This window comes from Streptomyces sp. XD-27, assembly GCF_030553055.1.
Taxonomy (GTDB): domain Bacteria; phylum Actinomycetota; class Actinomycetes; order Streptomycetales; family Streptomycetaceae; genus Streptomyces.
Genome location: NZ_CP130713.1, coordinates 7,087,843 through 7,107,338 on the forward strand (window position 1 = coordinate 7,087,843; position 19,496 = coordinate 7,107,338).

The 19,496-nt window shown below is 70.8% G+C and carries 18 protein-coding genes, 1 pseudogene and 1 riboswitch; of the genes and pseudogenes, 12 read left to right on the plus strand and 7 right to left on the minus strand.

What is annotated here, in order from left to right:
* The first annotated feature begins 78 nt into the window (after positions 1–78).
* The 8 genes and pseudogenes from Q3Y56_RS30995 (at position 79) to Q3Y56_RS31030 (ending at position 6,993) form a co-directional block, all read left to right on the plus strand.
* A complete protein-coding gene (locus Q3Y56_RS30995; RefSeq protein ID WP_304465051.1) occupies positions 79–1,011 on the plus strand; it encodes a DUF881 domain-containing protein in 933 nt (310 codons plus the stop codon).
* On the plus strand, positions 1,008–1,340 hold the full coding sequence (locus tag Q3Y56_RS31000) for a small basic family protein (protein WP_304465052.1): 333 nt from the start codon (positions 1,008–1,010) through the stop codon (positions 1,338–1,340). The genes Q3Y56_RS30995 and Q3Y56_RS31000 overlap by 4 nt, the downstream gene beginning before the upstream one ends.
* Positions 1,337–2,272, plus strand: coding sequence for a DUF881 domain-containing protein (locus tag Q3Y56_RS31005; protein ID WP_304465053.1), 936 nt, complete (start codon positions 1,337–1,339; stop codon positions 2,270–2,272). The genes Q3Y56_RS31000 and Q3Y56_RS31005 overlap by 4 nt, the downstream gene beginning before the upstream one ends.
* A 61-nt stretch (positions 2,273–2,333) precedes the next feature.
* Positions 2,334–3,263, plus strand: a complete 930-nt coding sequence (locus Q3Y56_RS31010) for an FHA domain-containing protein (protein ID WP_304465881.1) — start codon at positions 2,334–2,336, stop codon at positions 3,261–3,263.
* 89 nt (positions 3,264–3,352) lie between these two features.
* A complete protein-coding gene (locus tag Q3Y56_RS31015) occupies positions 3,353–4,099 on the plus strand; it encodes a MerR family transcriptional regulator (protein ID WP_304465054.1) in 747 nt (248 codons plus the stop codon).
* Positions 4,100–4,152: 53 nt separating this feature from the next.
* Positions 4,153–4,625, plus strand: a pseudogene (locus Q3Y56_RS31020) (bifunctional nuclease family protein).
* A 169-nt stretch (positions 4,626–4,794) separates the two neighbouring features.
* Complete coding sequence (locus Q3Y56_RS31025; RefSeq protein WP_304465055.1) at positions 4,795–5,415, plus strand: MerR family transcriptional regulator; 621 nt, start codon at positions 4,795–4,797, stop codon at positions 5,413–5,415.
* A 108-nt stretch (positions 5,416–5,523) separates the two neighbouring features.
* On the plus strand, positions 5,524–6,993 hold the full coding sequence (locus tag Q3Y56_RS31030; protein WP_304465056.1) for a DNA polymerase IV: 1,470 nt from the start codon (positions 5,524–5,526) through the stop codon (positions 6,991–6,993).
* A gap of 10 nt (positions 6,994–7,003) precedes the next feature.
* Here the strand turns inward: Q3Y56_RS31030 and Q3Y56_RS31035 are convergent, their stop codons facing one another.
* Complete coding sequence (locus tag Q3Y56_RS31035; RefSeq protein WP_304465057.1) at positions 7,004–7,321, minus strand: PRC-barrel domain-containing protein; 318 nt, start codon at positions 7,319–7,321, stop codon at positions 7,004–7,006.
* Between the two features lie 137 nt (positions 7,322–7,458).
* A riboswitch (glycine riboswitch) is annotated at positions 7,459–7,575 on the plus strand.
* Between the two features lie 190 nt (positions 7,576–7,765).
* On the opposite strand from Q3Y56_RS31035, the gene gcvP reads away from it, so the two are divergent.
* On the plus strand, positions 7,766–10,651 hold the full coding sequence (gene gcvP / locus Q3Y56_RS31040; RefSeq protein ID WP_304465058.1) for an aminomethyl-transferring glycine dehydrogenase: 2,886 nt from the start codon (positions 7,766–7,768) through the stop codon (positions 10,649–10,651).
* 81 nt (positions 10,652–10,732) lie between these two features.
* Here the strand turns inward: gcvP and Q3Y56_RS31045 are convergent, their stop codons facing one another.
* Both Q3Y56_RS31045 and Q3Y56_RS31050 read right to left on the minus strand, forming a co-directional pair.
* Complete coding sequence (locus Q3Y56_RS31045) at positions 10,733–10,939, minus strand: DUF5999 family protein (protein WP_304465059.1); 207 nt, start codon at positions 10,937–10,939, stop codon at positions 10,733–10,735.
* A gap of 310 nt (positions 10,940–11,249) precedes the next feature.
* Complete coding sequence (locus tag Q3Y56_RS31050) at positions 11,250–11,840, minus strand: hypothetical protein (RefSeq protein WP_304465060.1); 591 nt, start codon at positions 11,838–11,840, stop codon at positions 11,250–11,252.
* A 519-nt stretch (positions 11,841–12,359) separates the two neighbouring features.
* Between Q3Y56_RS31050 and Q3Y56_RS31055 the strand changes: the two genes are divergently transcribed.
* On the plus strand, positions 12,360–13,862 hold the full coding sequence (locus Q3Y56_RS31055) for a glutamate--cysteine ligase (protein WP_304465061.1): 1,503 nt from the start codon (positions 12,360–12,362) through the stop codon (positions 13,860–13,862).
* Positions 13,863–14,034: 172 nt separating this feature from the next.
* On the plus strand, positions 14,035–14,841 hold the full coding sequence (locus Q3Y56_RS31060; protein ID WP_304465062.1) for a CPBP family intramembrane glutamic endopeptidase: 807 nt from the start codon (positions 14,035–14,037) through the stop codon (positions 14,839–14,841).
* Positions 14,842–14,860: 19 nt separating this feature from the next.
* Here Q3Y56_RS31060 and Q3Y56_RS31065 read toward each other — a convergent pair whose 3' ends face one another.
* Both Q3Y56_RS31065 and Q3Y56_RS31070 read right to left on the minus strand, forming a co-directional pair.
* Complete coding sequence (locus tag Q3Y56_RS31065) at positions 14,861–15,526, minus strand: class I SAM-dependent methyltransferase (RefSeq protein ID WP_304465063.1); 666 nt, start codon at positions 15,524–15,526, stop codon at positions 14,861–14,863.
* A 93-nt stretch (positions 15,527–15,619) separates the two neighbouring features.
* The gene (locus Q3Y56_RS31070; protein WP_304465064.1) at positions 15,620–16,213 is read right to left on the minus strand and encodes an MBL fold metallo-hydrolase; all 594 of its coding nucleotides are present in this window, start codon (positions 16,211–16,213) and stop codon (positions 15,620–15,622) included.
* A 130-nt stretch (positions 16,214–16,343) separates the two neighbouring features.
* Between Q3Y56_RS31070 and Q3Y56_RS31075 the strand changes: the two genes are divergently transcribed.
* Positions 16,344–17,252 carry a GlxA family transcriptional regulator gene (locus tag Q3Y56_RS31075; protein WP_304465882.1) on the plus strand — a complete coding sequence of 303 codons (909 nt, stop codon included), beginning with the start codon at positions 16,344–16,346 and terminating at the stop codon, positions 17,250–17,252.
* Between the two features lie 394 nt (positions 17,253–17,646).
* Here the strand turns inward: Q3Y56_RS31075 and Q3Y56_RS31080 are convergent, their stop codons facing one another.
* Together Q3Y56_RS31080 and Q3Y56_RS31085 are read right to left on the minus strand one after the other, a co-directional pair.
* On the minus strand, positions 17,647–18,450 hold the full coding sequence (locus Q3Y56_RS31080; protein WP_304465065.1) for an ABC transporter permease: 804 nt from the start codon (positions 18,448–18,450) through the stop codon (positions 17,647–17,649).
* Complete coding sequence (locus Q3Y56_RS31085) at positions 18,447–19,409, minus strand: ATP-binding cassette domain-containing protein (RefSeq protein ID WP_304465066.1); 963 nt, start codon at positions 19,407–19,409, stop codon at positions 18,447–18,449. The genes Q3Y56_RS31080 and Q3Y56_RS31085 overlap by 4 nt, the downstream gene beginning before the upstream one ends.
* Between the last annotated feature and the right edge of the window lie 87 nt (positions 19,410–19,496).

The window sequence follows — 19,496 nt, forward strand, 5'->3', positions numbered from 1 at the left end:
GCCACCACCCGGGCCCGTATCCGGCACGCCGGTGGGGCCATTGGGTGACGGCGCCCCCGACATGCGACGATGTGCGGCATGCCGCAGCAGCCCCCCGTTCGGAGCACCGCATCGCCACCCGCGCGTCCGCGTCCCGACGCGTCCATGTCGCTGCTGACGAACGTGATGGAGCACAGCCTCGACGACGGTTACGCCGAGGCCGCGGCACGCCGGGGCGCCGTAGGGACCTCGGGCATGCCGCGCACGCTGCGGTCCAAGGTGGTGCTGGCCGTCGGTCTCGTGCTGGCCGCCATCGTGGTGACCATCGCCGCCGACAAGGCGCGGATATCGGCCCCCCAACTGGCCAAGGAGCGCCAGAAGCTCATCGACCGGGTCGAGACCGAAACCACCGCGGCGGACGATCTGGAGAAGCAGCTCGACCGCTTGCGCGACGAGGTCGGCGACAAGCAGCGCCAGGCGCTGGAGAAGTACGGCGGGGACAAGGCCGAGCTGCTCGCGCTGCTCGCGGGGGCGACCAAGGTGATCGGCCCCGGCGTGAAGCTCGTCATCGACGACGCGGAAGGTGCCGACGAGGGCGGCGGGGGCCCGCGTGAGAGCAGTGGGTTCTCCGACACCGGCCGGGTCCGCGACCGCGACATGCAGCGGGTCGTCAACGGGCTGTGGGAGTCGGGCGCGGAGGCGATCGCGGTCAACGGGCAGCGGCTGACGTCGCTGTCGGCGATCAGAGCGGCGGGCGACGCCATAATGGTCGACAACAGGCCGGTGGCACCGCCCTATACGGTACTCGCGGTGGGGGACGGCGAACGCCTGGCCACCGCGTTCCGGGAGACCGCCGACGGCCGCTATCTGCAGGTGCTGCACAGCAACTACGGGATCAAGGCGAGCATCTCCGCCCAGGACGAGGTCGAGCTGCCGGCCGCGCCGAGCCTCATCGTACGTACCGCAGAACCGAAAGCCGGTGCCACCGGAGCCGGCGGCGCCGACACAGGGAAGGGCACACGCACATCGTGATCGCCGTATTGGGCCTCATCGTGGGAGTCGTGGTCGGACTGTTCGTCCGCCCGGTGGTGCCCACGGAGATCGAGCCGTATCTGCCGATCGCCGTTGTCGCGGCACTGGACGCGGTGTTCGGAGGGCTCCGGGCGATGCTGGACGGGATCTTCGACGACAAGGTCTTCGTGGTGTCGTTCCTCTCCAACGTGGTGGTCGCCGCGCTGATCGTCTTCCTCGGCGACAAGCTCGGCGTCGGTGCCCAGCTGTCGACCGGCGTCGTGGTCGTTCTCGGCATCCGGATCTTCTCCAACGCCGCCGCCATCCGCCGGCACGTCTTCCGGGCGTGACACCGATGAGCCACGACGAGACGCCCGAGGACCGCGAGGGCCGTACGGACCACGAGGACCGCCACGACCGCGAGGACCGTCAGGGGCGCGAGGACCACGCGAAGGAAGCGCGGGGCGAGCGAGCCGGGACCGGCGAAGAGCCCGTACGGCCCGCGCCCCAGGCCCCGCAGTCTCCGTCGGCCGGTGCCGCGGCCGACGCCGCCGAACCGGCACTCACCGGCCGCCAGCGACTGGCCAAGAGCCTGTGGCCGCCGCGGCTCACCCGCGCCCAACTCATCGTCGCCGTGCTGCTGTTCGTGCTGGGCCTGGGGCTGGCGATCCAGGTGCGGTCCACCACCGAGAGCAGCGTGCTGCGCGGCGCGCGGCAGGAGGACCTGGTGCGGATTCTGGACGAACTGGGCAACCGCACGCAGCGTCTGGAGGCCGAGAAGACGCGCCTTGAGGGGCAGCGTCGCGAGTTGGAGACCAGCTCGGACCAGGCCAAGGAGGCCCGGAAGCAGACGCTCCAGAAGGAGCAGCAGCTGGGGATCCTCGCGGGTACGGTGCCCGCTCAGGGCCCCGGTATCGAGTTCACTATCCGCGACTCGCAGAACGCGGTGAAGGCCGACATGCTGCTCGACGCGATCCAGGAGCTGCGCGCGGCGGGCGCCGAGGCGATCCAGGTCAACGACGTGCGCGTGGTCGCCGACACCTATTTCGCGGATGCCGTGGACGGCGTGACCGTCGACGGGCAGAAGGTGAGCCAGCCCTACGTCTTCAAGGTCATCGGCAAGCCGGAGGACCTGGAGCCGGCGCTCAACATCCCCGGCGGTGTGGTGCAGACCTTGAAGAAGGAGCAGGCCACGGCGTCCGTGCGACGCGCTGAGAAGATCGTCGTGGACGCCTTGCGATCGGCGAAGCGCCCTGACTACGCTCGGTCGTCATCGGAGTGAGGCGGGCGGGCATGGAGCTGGTCCGGCCAGTACTCAAGGTAGTGGGGGGTCGGCGCATCAGATCAGTAGCGCGTGGTGGAAACTGTCTGAAGGTCACGGACGTTGTGAGGGTGTCCGGGTCGACCGGTGTGTGCATCGAGGGTTACAGCGAGGCTTTGTCCTGCCCCACGGGCGGGTCTGTTTCAGTCAAGGGGAATCGCCCGTGAAGTTGTTCGGGAAGTTGTTCGGCAAGAGTGCGCGCCGGGACGGTGGCAGCGGCACCGCTCGTCACCGTGCCCAGGGTTCCGCGGAAGGCGGCGGTGGGGAGGAGCGGCGGCCGCTGTTCCGGGACCAGATCGGCGCGCAGGGCGGTGACATTTCGGGCGGACAGGGCGCGTCGTCTGTTGACCCTGCCGGTGCCGGACGCATAGGTTTCCAGGAGCCATCAACCTCAAGTGCGGGTGGAGGGTTCGGATTGCCTGTTTGTAACCGGTGCGGGCACCGGAACCCCGAGTCGAGCAAGTTCTGCTCCAATTGCGGTGCGCCGCTGCGCGGCGGCGCCGTTCCCGAGCGCGCCTCGGAGACCACCTCGACGATCTCCATCTCGGGTCTCGAGGCGTACGACTCCGAGGTGACCGGGCAGACGCCGCTGCCGTCGCTCTCGCCGGAGGCGCAGGCCGCCGTCGAGGCGCTGCCGCCCGGCTCGGCGCTGCTCGTGGTGCGTCGTGGCCCGAACTCCGGCAGCCGTTTCCTGCTCGACAGCGACCTGACCACGGCCGGCCGCCATCCGCAGAGCGACATCTTCCTGGACGACGTGACGGTCTCGCGTCGCCACGTGGAGTTCCGGCGCACTCCGGACGGCGGGTTCACCGTCGCCGACGTCGGCAGCCTGAACGGCACGTACGTCAACCGGGAGCCGATCGACGCGGTCCCGCTGACCAACGGCGACGAGGTCCAGATCGGCAAGTACCGCCTGGTCTTCTACGCCAGCCAGCGGGCCGTCGGCATCTGATCCTCCCCCAGACTCCGTCCGGGGGTACCCCCAATCGGTATCTGACCTCCCCCCGGACTCCGGTCCGGGGGACCCCCAGGGGAAGGTCCATGCTGCAAAAACCGTCGGGCGGTGCCGGTTCCGGCACCGCCGCCGCGGGACGCCGCCCGATGAGTATCGGCGCGGTCCTGAACCTGCTGCGGCAGGAGTTCCCCGAGGTCACCATCTCCAAGATCCGTTTCCTGGAGTCGGAGGGCCTGGTGGAGCCGCAGCGGACGCCGTCGGGCTATCGCAAGTTCAGCCCGGAGGACGTGGAACGGCTCGGTTACGTCCTGCGTATCCAGCGTGACCACTATCTGCCGCTCAAGGTCATCAGGGAGCACCTCGACGCGCTGGAGCGCGGTGAACGTATCTCCTTGCCCGCCGCGTCCGGTCCGCCCGCCCAGGAGCTGATCGACGGCGGTGAGATCGAGCTGGAGCGACCCACGGTCGCCCGGATCGGCCGTGCCGAGCTGCTCGCGGCCACCGAGGTGAGCGAGGACCAGCTCGCCGAGTGGGAGGCATACGGGCTCGTCGGGCAGGCGGCGGACGGGTCGTACGACGCCGAGGCGGTCACGGTCGCCAAGATCGTCGCGGATCTCGGCCGCTTCGGTCTCGAGCCGCGCCATCTGCGGGCCGTGAAGGCGGCGGCCGACCGCGAGGCCGGGCTGGTCGAACAAGTGGTCGCACCGTTGCGCCGGCACCGGAATCCGCAGACCAGAGCGCATGCGGAGGCCACGGCGCGCGAGATTGCCACGCTGTCGGTGCGGCTGCACGCGGCGCTGCTCCAGGCGGCGCTGCGGTCCGGGCAGGGCTGACCGAACTCGGGCCCGACTATCCAAACCGGCCGCGCACGTCCTAGGGTTGCTGTGTGAACGAGCTCGACGTCGTGGGTGTCCGGGTGGAGATGCCTTCCAACCAGCCGATCGTGCTCCTGCGGGAAGTGGGAGGCGACCGGTACCTCCCCATCTGGATCGGACCGGGAGAGGCGACCGCGATCGCCTTCGCGCAGCAGGGCATGGCCCCGCGCGCCCACTCACCCATGACCTGTTCAAGGACGTGCTCGACGCGGTGGGCCAGCAGCTCACCGAAGTCCGCATCACGGACCTGCGGGAAGGCGTCTTCTACGCGGAACTGGTCTTCGCCAGCGGTGTCGAGGTCAGCGCCCGCCCCTCCGACGCCATAGCCCTCGCGCTGCGCACCGGTACCCCGATCTACGGCAGCGACGGCGTGCTCGACGACGCCGGTATCGCCATTCCGGACGAGCAGGAGGACGAGGTGGAGAAGTTCCGCGAGTTCCTCGACCAGATCTCCCCCGAGGACTTCGGGACCAGCAGCCAGTAAGGGCGCTTGGCCCGCCCCCGTTCTGACATTCGAGTAGCCTTTCCCGCGCGACAGTCACGGCAAACCACTCTCAGGGTGATTATCACTCGGCGTGCCGAGTGTGGCGATCGTTGACGCACCCCGAGTGACTGCCTACCGTCGAGAAGGCAGGTCAAGGACGGAGGTCGGCGTGAGAAGCACCGGCGACGGCACGGCGGCCGGCGGTCCGTATCCGCTCCACGGGGGCGTACCGGCCGATCCGGCTCCCCCCGCACATCGAGTCGCGGCACAGGCCGGGACCCTGCACGAACGGGCCTCCGCGGTGGTCGGATACCGCGGTCCCACCGCGTGCTCGGCCGCGGGCATCACCTACCGCCAGCTGGACTACTGGGCGCGCACCGGCCTCGTGGAGCCGAGTGTGCGGCCCGCGTACGGCTCCGGGACGCAGCGGCTGTACAGCTTCCGGGACGTGGTCGTCCTCAAGATCGTCAAGCGGCTGCTGGACACCGGTGTGTCCCTGCAGAACATCCGCGCTGCCGTCCAGCACCTGCGCGCCTGCGGGCTGGACGACTTGACGCGGATGACGCTCATGAGCGACGGCGCGACCGTTTACGAATGCACTTCCCCCGACGAGGTCGTCGAGCTGCTCCAGGGCGGCCAGGGCGTCTTCGGGATCGCCGTGGGCGTGGTCTGGCGGGATGTGGAAGAGGCGCTGTCGCAACTGCACGGTGAGCACGTGGACACCGGCGAGACGCTGATCGGGCACAACCCGGCCGACGAGCTCGCCCGGCGCCGCAACCGGGCGGGCTGACCGCGCCGCGGCGTGCAGGCCGCCGGGGGCTGACCGCGCCGATCTCCGAAGGCCGCCTGGGGCGGCCTTCGGGCCGATTGTCAGTGGTGTACGGCAGCATCGGTACCTGTGAGAGATGCGCCGACCATTCTCCATCTGGACATGGACGCCTTCTACGCCTCGGCGGAGCAGGCGGCCAAGCCCAGCCTGCGCGGGAAGCCGGTCGTCGTGGGCGGCGTGGGCCCGCGCGGGGTGGTGGCCACGGCCTCGTACGAGGCACGGGTCTTCGGGGTGCACTCGGCGATGGCGACGGCACAGGCCCGCCGCCTGTGCCCGCACGCCGCCTATCTCGCTCCGCGCTTCACGCTCTACCGGACGGTCAGCGACACGGTGATGGGCCTGCTGGGACGGCTGTCCCCGCTCGTGGAGCCGCTCAGCCTCGACGAGGCGTTCGTGGATCTGGAGGCCGGCGGTGCCGCCGAGGACACCCGGACCGCGCGGGCGGTGGGGGAGCGGCTGCGCGCGGACATCAGGGCCGCCACCGGGCTGACGGGCTCGGTGGGGCTCGCCGGGTCCAAGATGCTCGCCAAGATCGCCTCGGAGCAGGCCAAGCCCGACGGCCTGGTGGTGATCGAGCCCGGGACCGAGCGGGAGCTGCTGGGCCCCATGACGGTGCGCACCCTGCCCGGCGTCGGCCCGGCGACCGCGGAGGCCCTGCGCCGGGCGGGCATCCACACGGTCGCCGAGACGCGGGAGGCGGGCGAGGGGGAGTTGGTGCGGCTGCTGGGCAAGGCTCACGGCGCCTCGTTGTACGCGATGGCGAACGGCCGGGACGACCGCCCGGTCGTCGCCGAGCGGGACACCAAGTCGGTCTCGGTGGAGGACACCTTCGACACCGATGTCACCGACCGTACGCGGGTCCAGCTGGAGATCGCCCGGCTCGCCGACCGGTGCGTCGAGCGGCTGCGCGGCGCGGGGCGCGCGGGCCGGACGGTGGTGATCAAGGTGCGGCGGTACGACTTCTCGACCCTGACGCGGTCCGAGACGCTGCGCGGGCCCACCGACGACCCGGCCGTGGTCCGTGAGGCGGCGGCGCGGCTGATCGAGCAGGTGGACACCACGGCCGGGGTCCGGCTGCTGGGCGTGGGCGTCAGCGGCCTGGCCGACTACACCCAGGAGGACCTGTTCGCGCAGGCCGCCCACGCCGCCGGGGAAGGGGCCGGGGAGGCCGCCCCCGCCGTCCCGGAGCCCGCGGGAGCGGAATCCGGCACAGGAATACCGGGGCCGCCGGGCCAGGGCGTCCAGGACGCCGCGGCGGACGCGCGGCAGGCCCGGCGGTGGCTGCCGGGCGCCGATGTCACCCACGCCGAGTACGGGACGGGCTGGGTGCAGGGCAGCGGGGTCGGCCGGGTCACCGTGCGGTTCGAGCAGCCGTGGTCTCCGCCCGGCAGGGTGCGGACCTTCGCCGTCGACGACCCCGACCTGGCACCGGCCGATCCTCTGCCCTTGATCCGGCCCGACGAGCACGAGGGGACGCGGCAGGAACCAGAAGGGGGAGGAGCCGGTGGCGAAGGTGAGCCGAGTGCGTCGAGGTCGTAGCGGTGGTGCGTCAGCCGGGCACGTCCAGGCCGTAGTGGTGGTACAGCTGGAGCTCCTGCTCGGGGGAGAGGTGGCGGCCCACGCCGAAGTCCGGCGCGTCCTTGATCAGCGCGCGGTCGAACGGCACCTTGAGTGTGTCGTCGACGACCTCGCTCGGCCCCAGCGGCACGAAGACGTCCCGGTGGAACAGACCGGTGCGCACCGCCGCCCACTCCGGTTCGCCCGTCGCGTCGTCGAGATAGACCTCGTCCACCGTCCCCAGCTTCGCCCCGTCGCGGTCGACGGCCTTGTGCCCGATCAGTCGCCGCGGATCGATGTCGGTCTGCACGGTCCCTCCAACTCACAGATCTGTCCCGTGACACCTACGAAAAGCCACAACGGGGAATGCGGCCACTTGAGCGCGGTGTGCGGGGCTCACCGCACCGGTTCGGGCGACAATGGCGCTGGTAGGCTGGCGCTGGCTGCAGACCCTGTGCGGGAGAGTCCTCCAGTGGAACCGGATCAGTTCACCGGAATCGCCGGAGGCGCCGAAGGAGCAAATCCTCCCCGGAATCTCTCAGGCACACGTACCGCGCGGGCGAGGTCACTCTGGAAAGCAGGTCGGGTCTGCGGGGCGAAATGTCCCCGGATTCCGCCTCACCGACGGGGAAAGCCGGGCCGCGGCACGCGGGACGGTGAAGCTCTCAGGTCGCGATGACAGAGGGGGAGGCCGTCCGGGCACCCGCGCCGCGGTGCCCCTCTAAGGTCGCACAGACCAGGAGGCCTTTCGCAGATGACCGCCAACCGCATCTCCCTCGCAGCGCTGGAGCGCGGCACTCCGTTCGCCGAGCGCCACATCGGCCCCGACAGCGAGGCCCAGGCCAAGATGCTCGCGCAGGTCGGCTTCGGCTCGCTGGACGAGCTCACCGCGGCCGCCGTGCCCGACGTGATCAAGAGCACCGAGGCCCTGGGCCTGCCCGAGGCCCGCACGGAGGCCGAGGTCCTCGCCGAACTGCGCGGCCTCGCCGACCGCAACCAGGTCCTGTCGTCGATGATCGGCCTGGGCTACTACGGCACCTTCACCCCGCCGGTGATCCTCCGGAACGTCATGGAGAACCCCGCCTGGTACACGGCGTACACGCCGTACCAGCCCGAGATCTCCCAGGGCCGCCTGGAGGCCCTGCTGAACTTCCAGACCGTCGTCGCCGACCTCACCGGGCTGCCCACCTCCGGCGCCTCGCTGCTGGACGAGGGCACCGCCGCCGCCGAGGCCATGGCGCTCTCCCGCCGCGTCGGCAAGGTGAAGGACGGCGTCTTCCTGGTCGACGCCGACTGCCTGCCGCAGACCATCGCCGTCATCCAGACCCGCGCCGAGCCCACCGGCGTCGAGGTCGTCGTCGCCGACCTGGCCGACGGCATCCCGGCCGAGGTCGCCGAGCGCGGCGTCTTCGGTGTCCTGCTCCAGTACCCGGGCGCTTCCGGCGCCGTCCGCGACCCGCGTGCCGTCATCGAGCGCGCGCACGAGCTGGGCGCGATCGTCACCGTCGCCGCCGACCTGCTCGCCCTCACCCTGCTCACCTCGCCCGGCGAGCTCGGCGCCGACATCGCCGTAGGCTCCAGCCAGCGGTTCGGCGTACCGATGGGCTTCGGCGGTCCGCACGCCGGCTTCATGGCCGTCCGCGACGCCTACGCCCGCAGCCTGCCCGGCCGCCTCGTGGGCGTCTCCGTCGACGCCGACGGCGCCCCGGCCTACCGGCTGGCCCTGCAGACCCGTGAGCAGCACATCCGCCGTGAGAAGGCCACCAGCAACATCTGCACCGCGCAGGTCCTCCTCGCCGTGATGGCCGGGATGTACGCGGTCTACCACGGCCCGGACGGGCTCGCGGCCATCGCCCGCCGCACCCACCGCTACGCCGCGGTGCTCGCCGCGGGCCTGCGGGCCGGCGGTGTCGAGCTCGTCCACGACACGTACGTCGACACCCTCACCGCGCGCGTCCCGGGCCGGGCCGCGCAGGTGGTCGAGGCCGCCCGCGAGGCCGGGGTCAACCTCCGCCTGACCGACGCCGACCACGTCGGCATCGCCTGCGACGAGACCACGACCCGCGCCGAACTGGCCGCCGTCTGGGCCGCCTTCGGTGTCCAGGGCGACGTCGACGCGCTCGACGCCGCCACGGAGGACGCGCTGCCCGCCGGGCTGCTGCGCACCGATGCCTACCTGGCCCACCCGGTGTTCCACCGGCACCGCTCCGAGACGGCCATGCTGCGCTACCTGCGCCGCCTCGCGGACCGTGACTACGCGCTGGACCGCGGCATGATCCCGCTCGGCTCCTGCACCATGAAGCTCAACGCGACCACCGAGATGGAGCCGGTCACGTGGCCGGAGTTCGCCGGGCTGCACCCGTTCGCGCCGGTCGAGCAGGCGGCGGGCTACCTGACGCTGATCCGCGAGCTGGAGGAGCGGCTGGCGGAGGTCACCGGCTACGACAAGGTCTCCCTCCAGCCCAACGCCGGCTCCCAGGGTGAGCTCGCCGGGCTGCTGGCGGTCCGCGCGTACCACCGGGCCAACGGGGACGCGCAGCGCACCGTCTGCCTCATCCCGTCCTCCGCGCACGGCACCAACGCCGCCAGCGCCGTGATGGCGGGCATGAAGGTCGTCGTGGTGAAGACCGCCGAGGACGGCGAGGTCGACACCGACGACCTGCGCGCCAAGATCGAGCAGTACCGCGACGAGCTCGCCGTGCTCATGGTCACCTACCCCTCCACCCACGGCGTCTTCGAGGAGCACATCTCCGAGATCTGCGCGGCCGTGCACGAGGCGGGCGGCCAGGTGTACGTCGACGGCGCCAACCTGAACGCGCTGGTGGGCCTGGCCGGTCCGGGTAAGTTCGGCGGCGACGTCTCGCACCTGAACCTGCACAAGACGTTCTGCATCCCGCACGGCGGCGGCGGCCCCGGCGTCGGCCCGGTCGCGGTGCGCGAGCACCTCGCGCCGTACCTGCCCAACCACCCGCTCCAGCCGGCCGCGGGTCCGCAGACCGGCGTCGGCCCGATCGCCGCCGCCCCGTGGGGCTCCGCGGGCATCCTCCCGATCTCGTGGGCGTACGTCCGGCTCATGGGCGGCGAGGGCCTGCGGCGCGCCACCCAGGTCGCGGTGCTCGGTGCCAACTACATCGCCAAGCGCCTGGAGCCGCACTACCCGGTGCTCTACACCGGCCCGGGCGGCCTGGTCGCGCACGAGTGCATCATCGACCTGCGGCCGCTCACCAAGGCCACCGGGGTGACCGTGGACGACGTCGCCAAGCGGCTGATCGACTACGGCTTCCACGCCCCGACGATGTCCTTCCCCGTCGCCGGCACGCTGATGATCGAGCCGACGGAGAGCGAGGACCTGGCCGAGCTGGACCGGTTCTGCGCGACGATGATCGCCATACGCGAGGAGATCGAGAAGGTCGGCTCGGGGGAGTGGGCCAAGGACGACAACCCGCTGCGGAACGCGCCGCACACCGCGGCCGCGCTCAGCGGGGAGTGGACGCACGGCTACAGCCGCGAGGAGGCCGTCTTCCCGGCCGGTGTGTCGGCCGCCGACAAGTACTGGCCGCCGGTGCGCCGGATCGACGGTGCCTTCGGCGACCGCAACCTGGTCTGCTCCTGCCCGCCGATGGACGAGTACGAGGGCTGACGCGCCCGACGCGCTCATGCGTGGGGGCCGGTGCGGCGGTTGACGCCGAGCCGGCCCTTCGCGCTGTGACGGCGCAGTGGATCAGGCGGCGGTCATGACGTGCTCACTGCCCAGCGGCCGGTGCGGGGCGATGACCTGCCCGTCCGGCAGCAGCTCACCGGTGTCCTCGAAGAGCAGGACACCGTTGCACAGCAGGCTCCATCCCTGCTCCGGGTGTTGCGCCACGAGGTGTGCGGCCTCCCGGTCGGCGGAGTCGGCTGACGGGCACGGCGGCTGGTGCTGGCACATGGAAGGGTTCTTTCGCTGCGGTGTGGTGAAGGTCCTGCGGCTCGATGCGGCGTTCATGGCCGCCCCCCCGTTGTCGGTCGGCTATTGGGTCCCAGTCTTGCCCCACGGGAGTCATTCCGCAGGGATTTCGCGGCAGCGGTACTCACTCCAAGGGGACGTGTCACTCGTGCGGACGGTTCACCGGAACCGGGCGGTCTCTTCGGGGGTTCTGTATGGCCGGAGTGGACTAGCCCGTATGGAGGGGGGCGTACGCCGGCGTGGCGAGCGCCCCGCGACCACGGGGTCGCGGGGCGCTGCTCCCGGCCGTGCCTCAGGCGGGCGATCCCAGCAGCGGGCCGGGAGGCATCCGCACCGTGAGGACCGGCAGCAGATCGGCGACCCGGTGGGGGCGGTGCGCGGCGATCCCGGGCGGGGCGGGCGCGAGCGGCACCAGCAGATCGCCGGGGGCGGGCCGGCCCGTGGCGGCGTCCGCGGCCGGGTCGCCGTGCAGCCAGAGCGTGAGCATGTACAGCTCCGGTACGGACAGCAGGCGCGGCTGGTACGGGTCGGGCAGCGACTCGGCCTGGAGCAGGGCCTGTTCGGTGGAGCGTACGTAGGGGCCCTCGGAGAAGCGGGAGAAGGCCCAGCCGTCCGCGGTGAGCATGGCCTCGGCCACGGCGACGGCGCGGTCGCCGTGCCGGATCAGGAAGCGCCAGCCGGTCAGCCTGGTGGTCGGCGGGGTGCCGGGTTCGGTGACGCCCTCCAGGACATGGACGGGCAGTGGCTGTTCGGGGGTGAAGGGGCCGGACAGCGAGCGCAGTGCGGCGGTGGTGCGGGCCTCGCGGACGGCGCTGGGGGAACCGAGGGCCGTGAGGACGCTGCGCAGGGCGGGCGCGGGAGCCGGGAGGGCATGCAGCGGCATGATGGGTCGCCTCTCACTTCGGAGACACGGTGGTTCGAAAGACGTGGTGGTGCGAAGACGCGGTGGTGCGCGATGGGTCGGGTGCGGACGGGCACCGTGAGCCGAGCGGTCAGAGGCGGTCCGGGGCCGAATACCGGACGTCAACTCTCTGCCGCGTTCGGCAAGTTTATACGACACGTGTTCCCTTGGAGTTCCGGCTAGCCGTTGCCGAAAATGTCAGCAAGGGGATTTCCGGTCCGCCTGGCGCGACGATTTGGCCGAATGTGTTCCTTCTGGGCTCACCTGACCTCGGCCTTTCCCGTCAATGCGGTAGGCCGGTTCTCGTCGGCGTTTTTCACCAGAACATAACTGCCGATTCAGGGCATTTCGCCATGCGCGCCGGGGTGTCGTGCGTGCCGCAGTGCAGAGCCTACCGGCCGCATGCCGCTCGCGTGGCGTTATCGATCACATTGCCTGGGCATCATCGACCGTGACTCAGCGGCTGGTGCCGCGGACTGCCGGCGCGAGGAGGTCGCTTCGATGGGCGAGAAGGTCGTGGCCAACGGGTTCGGCCTGGCCGACCGGCGGCGGCAGCGCAGGAATCTCCAGGCGTGTCTGGAGGGGCTGTCGCGGTTGATGGAAGAGCGGCGATTCGACCGCCCGCGGAATCTCATGGGGCTGGAGATCGAGTTGAATCTCGCGGGGTCCGACGGTATGCCCCGGATGTTGAACGCACAGGTTCTGGAGCGTATCGCCAGCCCCGATTTCCAGACCGAACTCGGGCAGTTCAACCTGGAGGTCAACGTCGTTCCGCACCGGTTGAGCGGAAGGGTCTTCGACCAATTGGAGGAAGAGCTCCGCACCGGCCTGTCCTATGCCGATCGCAAGGCCAGGGAAGTGACCTCCCGGGTCGTGATGATCGGTATTCTGCCGACCCTGGCGGCCGCGGATCTGGGCGCCGCCAACCTCTCCGGCGACGACCGCTACAAGCTTCTCGACGCGCACATGCTGGCCGCCCGCGGCGAGGACTTCCACATCGACGTCAAGGGCGTGGAGCGGTTCACCTACACCTCGGGCTCGATAGCGCCCGAGGCGGCCTGCACGTCCGTCCAGTTACATCTCCAGGTGACGCCGGGGCGCTTCGCCGCCGTGTGGAACGCCGCGCAGGCGGTGGCCGGCGCCCAGATCGCGACGGGGGCGAACTCGCCGTTCCTGTTCGGCCGTGAGGTCTGGCGCGAGTCCCGCCCGCCGCTGTTCCTCCAGTCCACCGATGTCCGGCAGCCGGAGCTGGCGGCTCAGGGCGTACGCCCGCGCAACTGGTTCGGCGAACGCTGGATCACCGACGTGCGCGAGCTGTTCGAGGAGAACCTCCGGTACTTTCCGCCGCTGCTGGCGGCCGCGGACGAAGAGGACCCGCTGCGGGTCCTGGAGGACGGCGGGATACCGCAGCTGCACGAGCTGGTGCTGCAGAACGGCACGATCTACCGCTGGAACCGCCCGGTCTACGCGGTCGCGGACGGCGTACCGCACCTCAGGGTGGAGAACCGCGTCCTGCCCGCCGGCCCCACCGTCGCCGACGTCATCGCCAACGCCGCCTTCTACTACGGTCTGGTGCGGGCGCTCGCGGAGGAGCCCCGCCCGGTGTGGACCCGGCTGCCCTTCGCCGCCGCCGAGGAGAACTTCGACGCCGCGTGCCGCCACGGCATCGACGCCGTGCTGCAGTGGCCCCGGTCCGGCCGCTCCCTCGCCACGGTCCGGATCCCCGCCGTGACGCTGGTACGGGACGAGCTGCTGCCGCTGGCCGCGGCCGGGCTGGACGCCTGGGGTGTGGAGCCCGCGGACCGGGATCGCTACCTCGGCATCATCGAGGAGCGCTGCCGCAGGCGCGTCAACGGAGCGTCCTGGCAGGTGGCGGCCTACCGGCTGGCCCGCGAGCGCGGGCTCGACCGGGAGGCCGCCCTCGCGGCGATGACCAGCCGGTACTGCGCACTGGCAGGCAGCGGCGAGCCCGTGCACGCCTGGCCGGTCGACCTCGCCGAATAGGCTCCCGCCCCACTCCGCCCTACTCCGCCCCGCTGACGCGGCACCCGCCGCCTCTCCTGGCGCGACGCCCGCCGCGTCTCCTGGCGCGACGCCCGCCGTCCCACGTTCGTGCTGCGCCGGCCCGTACGGCAAGCTAGGACCTCCTGGGGACGGCGGAAGTGGGAGGCAGGGAGTGCAGGCACAGGCACGCGACGCGGCGGTCTCCGCGCCCGGAGACGGTGGTCAGGCCGGGCGGCGGCTGCGCCGCACCGAGCTGCTGCTCGTCCTGGCGCTGTCGGTCGGCGCGAGCGCGGTGTCCGCACTGATCAGCTTCGTCGGCTCGGTGACCGCATCGGGCGGCCTCAAGGACCAGGCCGCCACCCTCAACGCCTCCGAGGCCCCCGGCCGCCCCTGGCTGGACCTGGCCTGGCAGCTCTTCGGCATCACCACCGCGCTGGTCCCCGTGCTGCTCGTCGCCCATCTGCTGCTGCGTGAGGGCGCGGGGCTGCGCACGATCGGCTTCGACCTGCGTCGCCCCCGGTTCGACCTGGGGTGGGGCGCCGCGCTCGCGGCGGGCATCGGCGGCGCCGGACTGCTGCTCTACCTCGGGGCCCGGGCCGCGGGCGGCAACCTCACCGTGGTGCCCGAGAACCTGCCGGACGTCTGGTGGAAGATCCCGGTGCTGATCGCCTCCGCCGTGCAGAACGCGGTGCTGGAGGAGGTGATCGTCGTCGGGTACCTGCTGCGCCGGCTCGGCCAGTTGGGCTGGACCCCGATGGCGGCCCTCGCGGCCAGCTCGCTGCTGCGCGGCTCGTACCACCTCTACCAGGGCATCGGCGGGTTCTTCGGCAACCTGGCGATGGGCGTGATCTTCGTGCTGCTCTACCGCCGGTGGGGGCGGGTGGGGCCGCTGGTCGCCGCGCACGCGCTGATCGACATCGTCGCCTTCGTCGGGTACGCGCTGCTGGCCGGCCACGTGGCCTGGCTGCCCACGGCCTGATCGAGGGCTGAGCTCGTCCTCACGGTCGCTCGGGTTTCCGGGCGAGGAAGGTGGCGATCGTCCTCGTCGCTCCCTCGTCAGGCTCCTCGGTGAGTCGCGCGGTGACGGCGAGTCCGGCCCGGTCCAACAGCTCGGCGATCCGATCCGCCGGCAGCAGGTGGGACTCGTAGGACACCGGGTGGCCGCCATACGCCCGCGTCGGACGCAGACGCTCGCCGTCTCCCACGTGGCCGGCCAGCATCAGATGACCGCCGGGGGCCAGTGTGCGATGGAATGCGGCGAACACGACCGGCAGCAGCTCCGGTGGCGTGTGGTGGGTGGAGTAGTAGGCCAGGATGCCGCCGAGCTCGTTGTCCCGGATCGCCGGCGCGGTCATCGACCCCACCGTGAAGCGCAGGCTCGGATAGGCCTGCCGGGCGAGCTCGATCATCTTCGGGGACAGATCGACGCCGAACGCCGGCACCCCCAGGTCTGCCAGATACGCCGTGACGTGGCCGGGGCCGCAGCCCAGGTCCGCGACCGGTCCGCGGTCGGCCGTCCGCACGGCTTCGGCGAACGCGGCCAGCATCGCGCGTGACAGCGGATCCAACTGCGCCGGGGACTTGACGAGTTTCGCGTAGGCGGCGGCGACGGTGTCGTACGACTCCCGGACCGCGGCGAGGTAGGAGGGCTCGGGTTCGGTCACGCGGGCGACTCTAGAAGACGGCACCGACACCCGTGTCCTGTGGCAGTGAACCTTGACCGGACGGAATTCCGCAGCCCACACCGGACAGAGCGGCTAGCGTGGCGTGGTGTCGTCGGCCCTGAACGGGCCGCCGTGGCCGGGCACGATCAGGTCCGCGGCGGTCAGCACCCGGAGCCGGGAGGCGCGCAGCACCTCACGGTCGGGGGCTACCGGGTCGTCCGCCGGGCCGTCCGCGTGCCACCACAGGTCACCGGCGAAGGCGACCACGCCCGAGTCCGTGCCCGCCAGCAGTGTGATGTCCTCGGCGCTGTGGCCCGGGGTGCGGATCAGCCGTAGCGACGGAGTGAGTTCGTAACCCTCCGCATCCCGGTTCCTCCACTGATCGCCGAGGTACTCCACCTTGTGGTCGTGCACCCGGGCCCGTGGGAACAGGCCCACGTTCATGGTGTTGTCCGGGTGGTGGTGGCTGAGCACCACGTCGGTGATGTCGTCGGGGCCGAGCCCCAACTCCTCGAGCGGGGCGAGGATACGGTCGCGACTCGCCACCATGCCCGGGTCGAAGATCACATGCCGGCCGGCGTCGGATACGTAGGAGACGGTGGCGGCGACTCCGGGGCCGGTGGAGCCGACGTATCCGGTGGTCAGGATCGTGTACACGGCGCTGCGGCCGAGCGGTGCGTCTGTCATGGCCTCAATCCTTCCGGGCAGGCTGATCGTTCACGAGTGGCATATCTGCCGCTGATCGCAGGATTAGTGCCACACTGCACGTGTGCCTCCTTTCGTGACCGTCGCCGCGTACACCCCGCCCGGAGTCGGCATGCTCGCCGTCGGCATCGTCACCGAGGTCTTCGGCCCGCACGGCGAGACACTCCCCGGCTTCGACTTCACCCTGTGCACCGACCGGCCCGGGCCGGTCCCCACTGACCTCGGCGTGCCGCTCACCATCACGCACGGCCTGGACCGACTCGCCTCCGCCGATCTGGTGATCGCCCTGCCGTGGGCCGGCTTCCGCACACCGCCCGCTCCCGCCGTGCTCGATGCGCTGTCGGCCGCACACGAGCGCGGCTCACTGGTCGCGGCCCACTGCGTCGGCGCTTTCGCGCTCGCCGCCGCCGGACTGCTCGACGGTCGGCGGGCCACCACCCACTGGCGGTTCGCCGAACTGCTCGCCCGCCGCCACCCCGACGTCACCGTCGAACCCGATGCCCTCTACATCGACGAAGGACGCATCATCACGGGCGCGGGAGCCGCCGCGGGCTTCGATCTCTGCCTGCACCTGCTGAGGCGGGAGTACGGAGCCGCGATGGCCAACGCTGTTGCCCGGGACGTGGTGCTGCCCTCCCACCGCGACGGCGGGCAGGCGCAGTACCTGGCCGCCCCCGTCCCCGAAGACTGCCGCGACGAGCGTCTCGCCGAGGTACTCGCGTGGGCCCGCGAGAACCTCCACGAGCCGCTTCCCGTCGCGGAACTGGCCCGGCGTGCCTTGATGAGCAAACGCTCCTTCGCCCGCCGCTTCACCGCCGCGACCGGCACCACCCCCCACGCCTGGCTGCGGAGCCTGCGTCTGAGCAGCGCCGAGGAGCTCCTGGAGGCCACGGACCTGCCGGTCGAGGAGATCGCTCGCCGCGTCGGATACGCAAGCGCGGCCGTCCTGCGCGAACACTTCGTGCGCCGCCGGGGAGTGCCGCCCCGCTCCTACCGCCGCTCCTTCACGAACACGCCGTAACGAACAAGGCGAGCCAGGCGGGCCAACGCCGCTCCGAGCAAGACCGCCTCCCACTCCCGCAGGCACCTGGCTCCGGTGTCCTTTGACAGCGAAGTTAGTCGTGTGCAGTGCGCTGGCCAGGGGTGACTGGGTTGGATGTCAATGTGACATTTAGGATGATGTAGCTATAAAACGGTCACAGGCTGACGGTCGGCGCCTCGCAGCTGCCGATAGGTCCCAGAGCATGAGCGTTGAGACTGGGAGGACGCTAAGTCCGATTCTGGTAGCGGCCTCGTCCGGGTTGGGTGAGGAAGCCTTGGCCGTCCGAGGCGGCTGCGGGTGATGTTGACGGTCGCCTCGTCGGTGGGCATGCCGAGGTGTTCGTGCAGTTCACGGGCTGACGCGACGAAGACACTCACTTGGTGGGCTCGCGATTGTAGAGCTTCTTGGCCCATAGGTAGCCGCCCAGAGCGATCAGGGCGCACCAACCGGTGGTCAGGATTGTGCTGTTGTCGATCGGGGTGCCCATCAACAGCCCGCGCAGGGTTTCGATGAACGGGGTGAACGGCTGGTAATCGGCGAACCACTTCAGCCCTCCGGGCATCGAGTCGGTGGGGACGAACCCGCTGCCCATCATGGGCAGGATCATCAGCGGCGTCAGCATGTTGCTCGCGGTGGCGACGCTCTTGGCGACCATGGCCAGTGCGACCGACAGCCAGGTGAGCGCGAGGATGATCATCACGAGCACGCCGACCGCGCCGAGCCATTCGCCGAAGTCCGCCGTCGGCTCGAATCCCACCAGCAGCGCGACGCCGATGACGGCAGCGATGCTCAGCAGGGTCTGGATCAGGCTGCCCAGCACATGACCGGTGAGCACCGAGACCCGGGCGATGGCCATGGTGCGGAACCGGGCGACGATGCCCTCGGTCATGTCGATGGCTACCGAGATCGCCGTGCCCTGGGCCGCGGTCGCCACAGTCATCAGGATGACGCCGGGGACGACGTAGTTCACGTAGGCGTCGCGGCCGCCCGACGGTCCGCCAAGGCCGGTGCCGAGGATGCCGCCGAGAACGTAGACGAACAGCAGCAGGAAGACCACCGGAACCCCGGCGGCGGTCAGGATGAGCGTCGGATAACGAAGCATGTGCCGCAACTGGCGACGCAACATGGTCGACGAATCGGCAAAGGCATGGGAAATGCTGCTGGAAACGGCACTCATCGGGCGGGCTCCTGTTCCGTGACCGGGTTGCCTGTCAGCGCGAAGAAGACGTCATCGAGATCGGGGGTGTGGACCTGCAGTTCGTCCACGGTGAGCGCGGCGTGGTCGAGCCAGTCCAGCAGGGCGCGCAATGACCGGGCATCGCCTTGGCTGGGGATCTGCAGGGTGCATGCCTCATCGTTGCGGGACACCACGTCCAGCGTCCGGGCCGCGTGGTCGTAACCGCGTGGGTCGGCGAACCGCAGGGTGATGTGGCCTCCGCCGACCTGTCGTTTGAGCTCCTCCGGCGAGCCCTCCGCGACCAGTTTCCCCTGGTGCAGCACCGCGATCCGGTCGGCGAGTTGGTCGGCCTCCTCGAGGTACTGGGTGGTGAGGAAGATCGTGACGCCCTCGTCGGTCACCAGTCTGCGGATGATCTCCCACATGGTCCGCCTGCTGCGCGGGTCCAGCCCGGTGGTCGGCTCGTCGAGGAAGATCACGCGGGGTTGGCCAACCAGCGTCATCGCGAGGTCCAGGCGGCGGCGCATCCCGCCGGAGTACGTCGCCGCAGGCTTCCGGGCCGCGTCCACCAGATCGAACCGCGCCAGTAGGTCCGCGGCACGCTGCCGCCGTTCCCTGCGGGGCAGGCGGTTCAGGTCGGCCATCAACAGCAGGTTCTCCTCGCCGGTGAGGAAGCTGTCCACCGCGGAGAACTGGCCGGTGACGCCGATCGCGGCACGGACCGAGTCCGGATCCCGGGCCACGTCGTGGCCGGCGACCCGCATGTCGCCGGCGTCGGCGCGGATGAGCGTGGACAGGATCTGCACCACGGTGGTCTTGCCGGCGCCGTTCGGTCCGAGCAACGCGAAGACAGACCCCGCGGGGATATGGATGTCGATGCCGTCGAGCACGACGTGGTCCCGGTACGCCTTGCGTACCGCAGTCGCCGCGATCGCGGATTGACCGAGATCGGTAGTCATGGGTTTCACTCCCGCTGGTGAGGTCCGGCGCCACATAAGCGCCTTTACAGCCCAGCGAAAGTTACGTTGCATACATAAGAGCGTCAA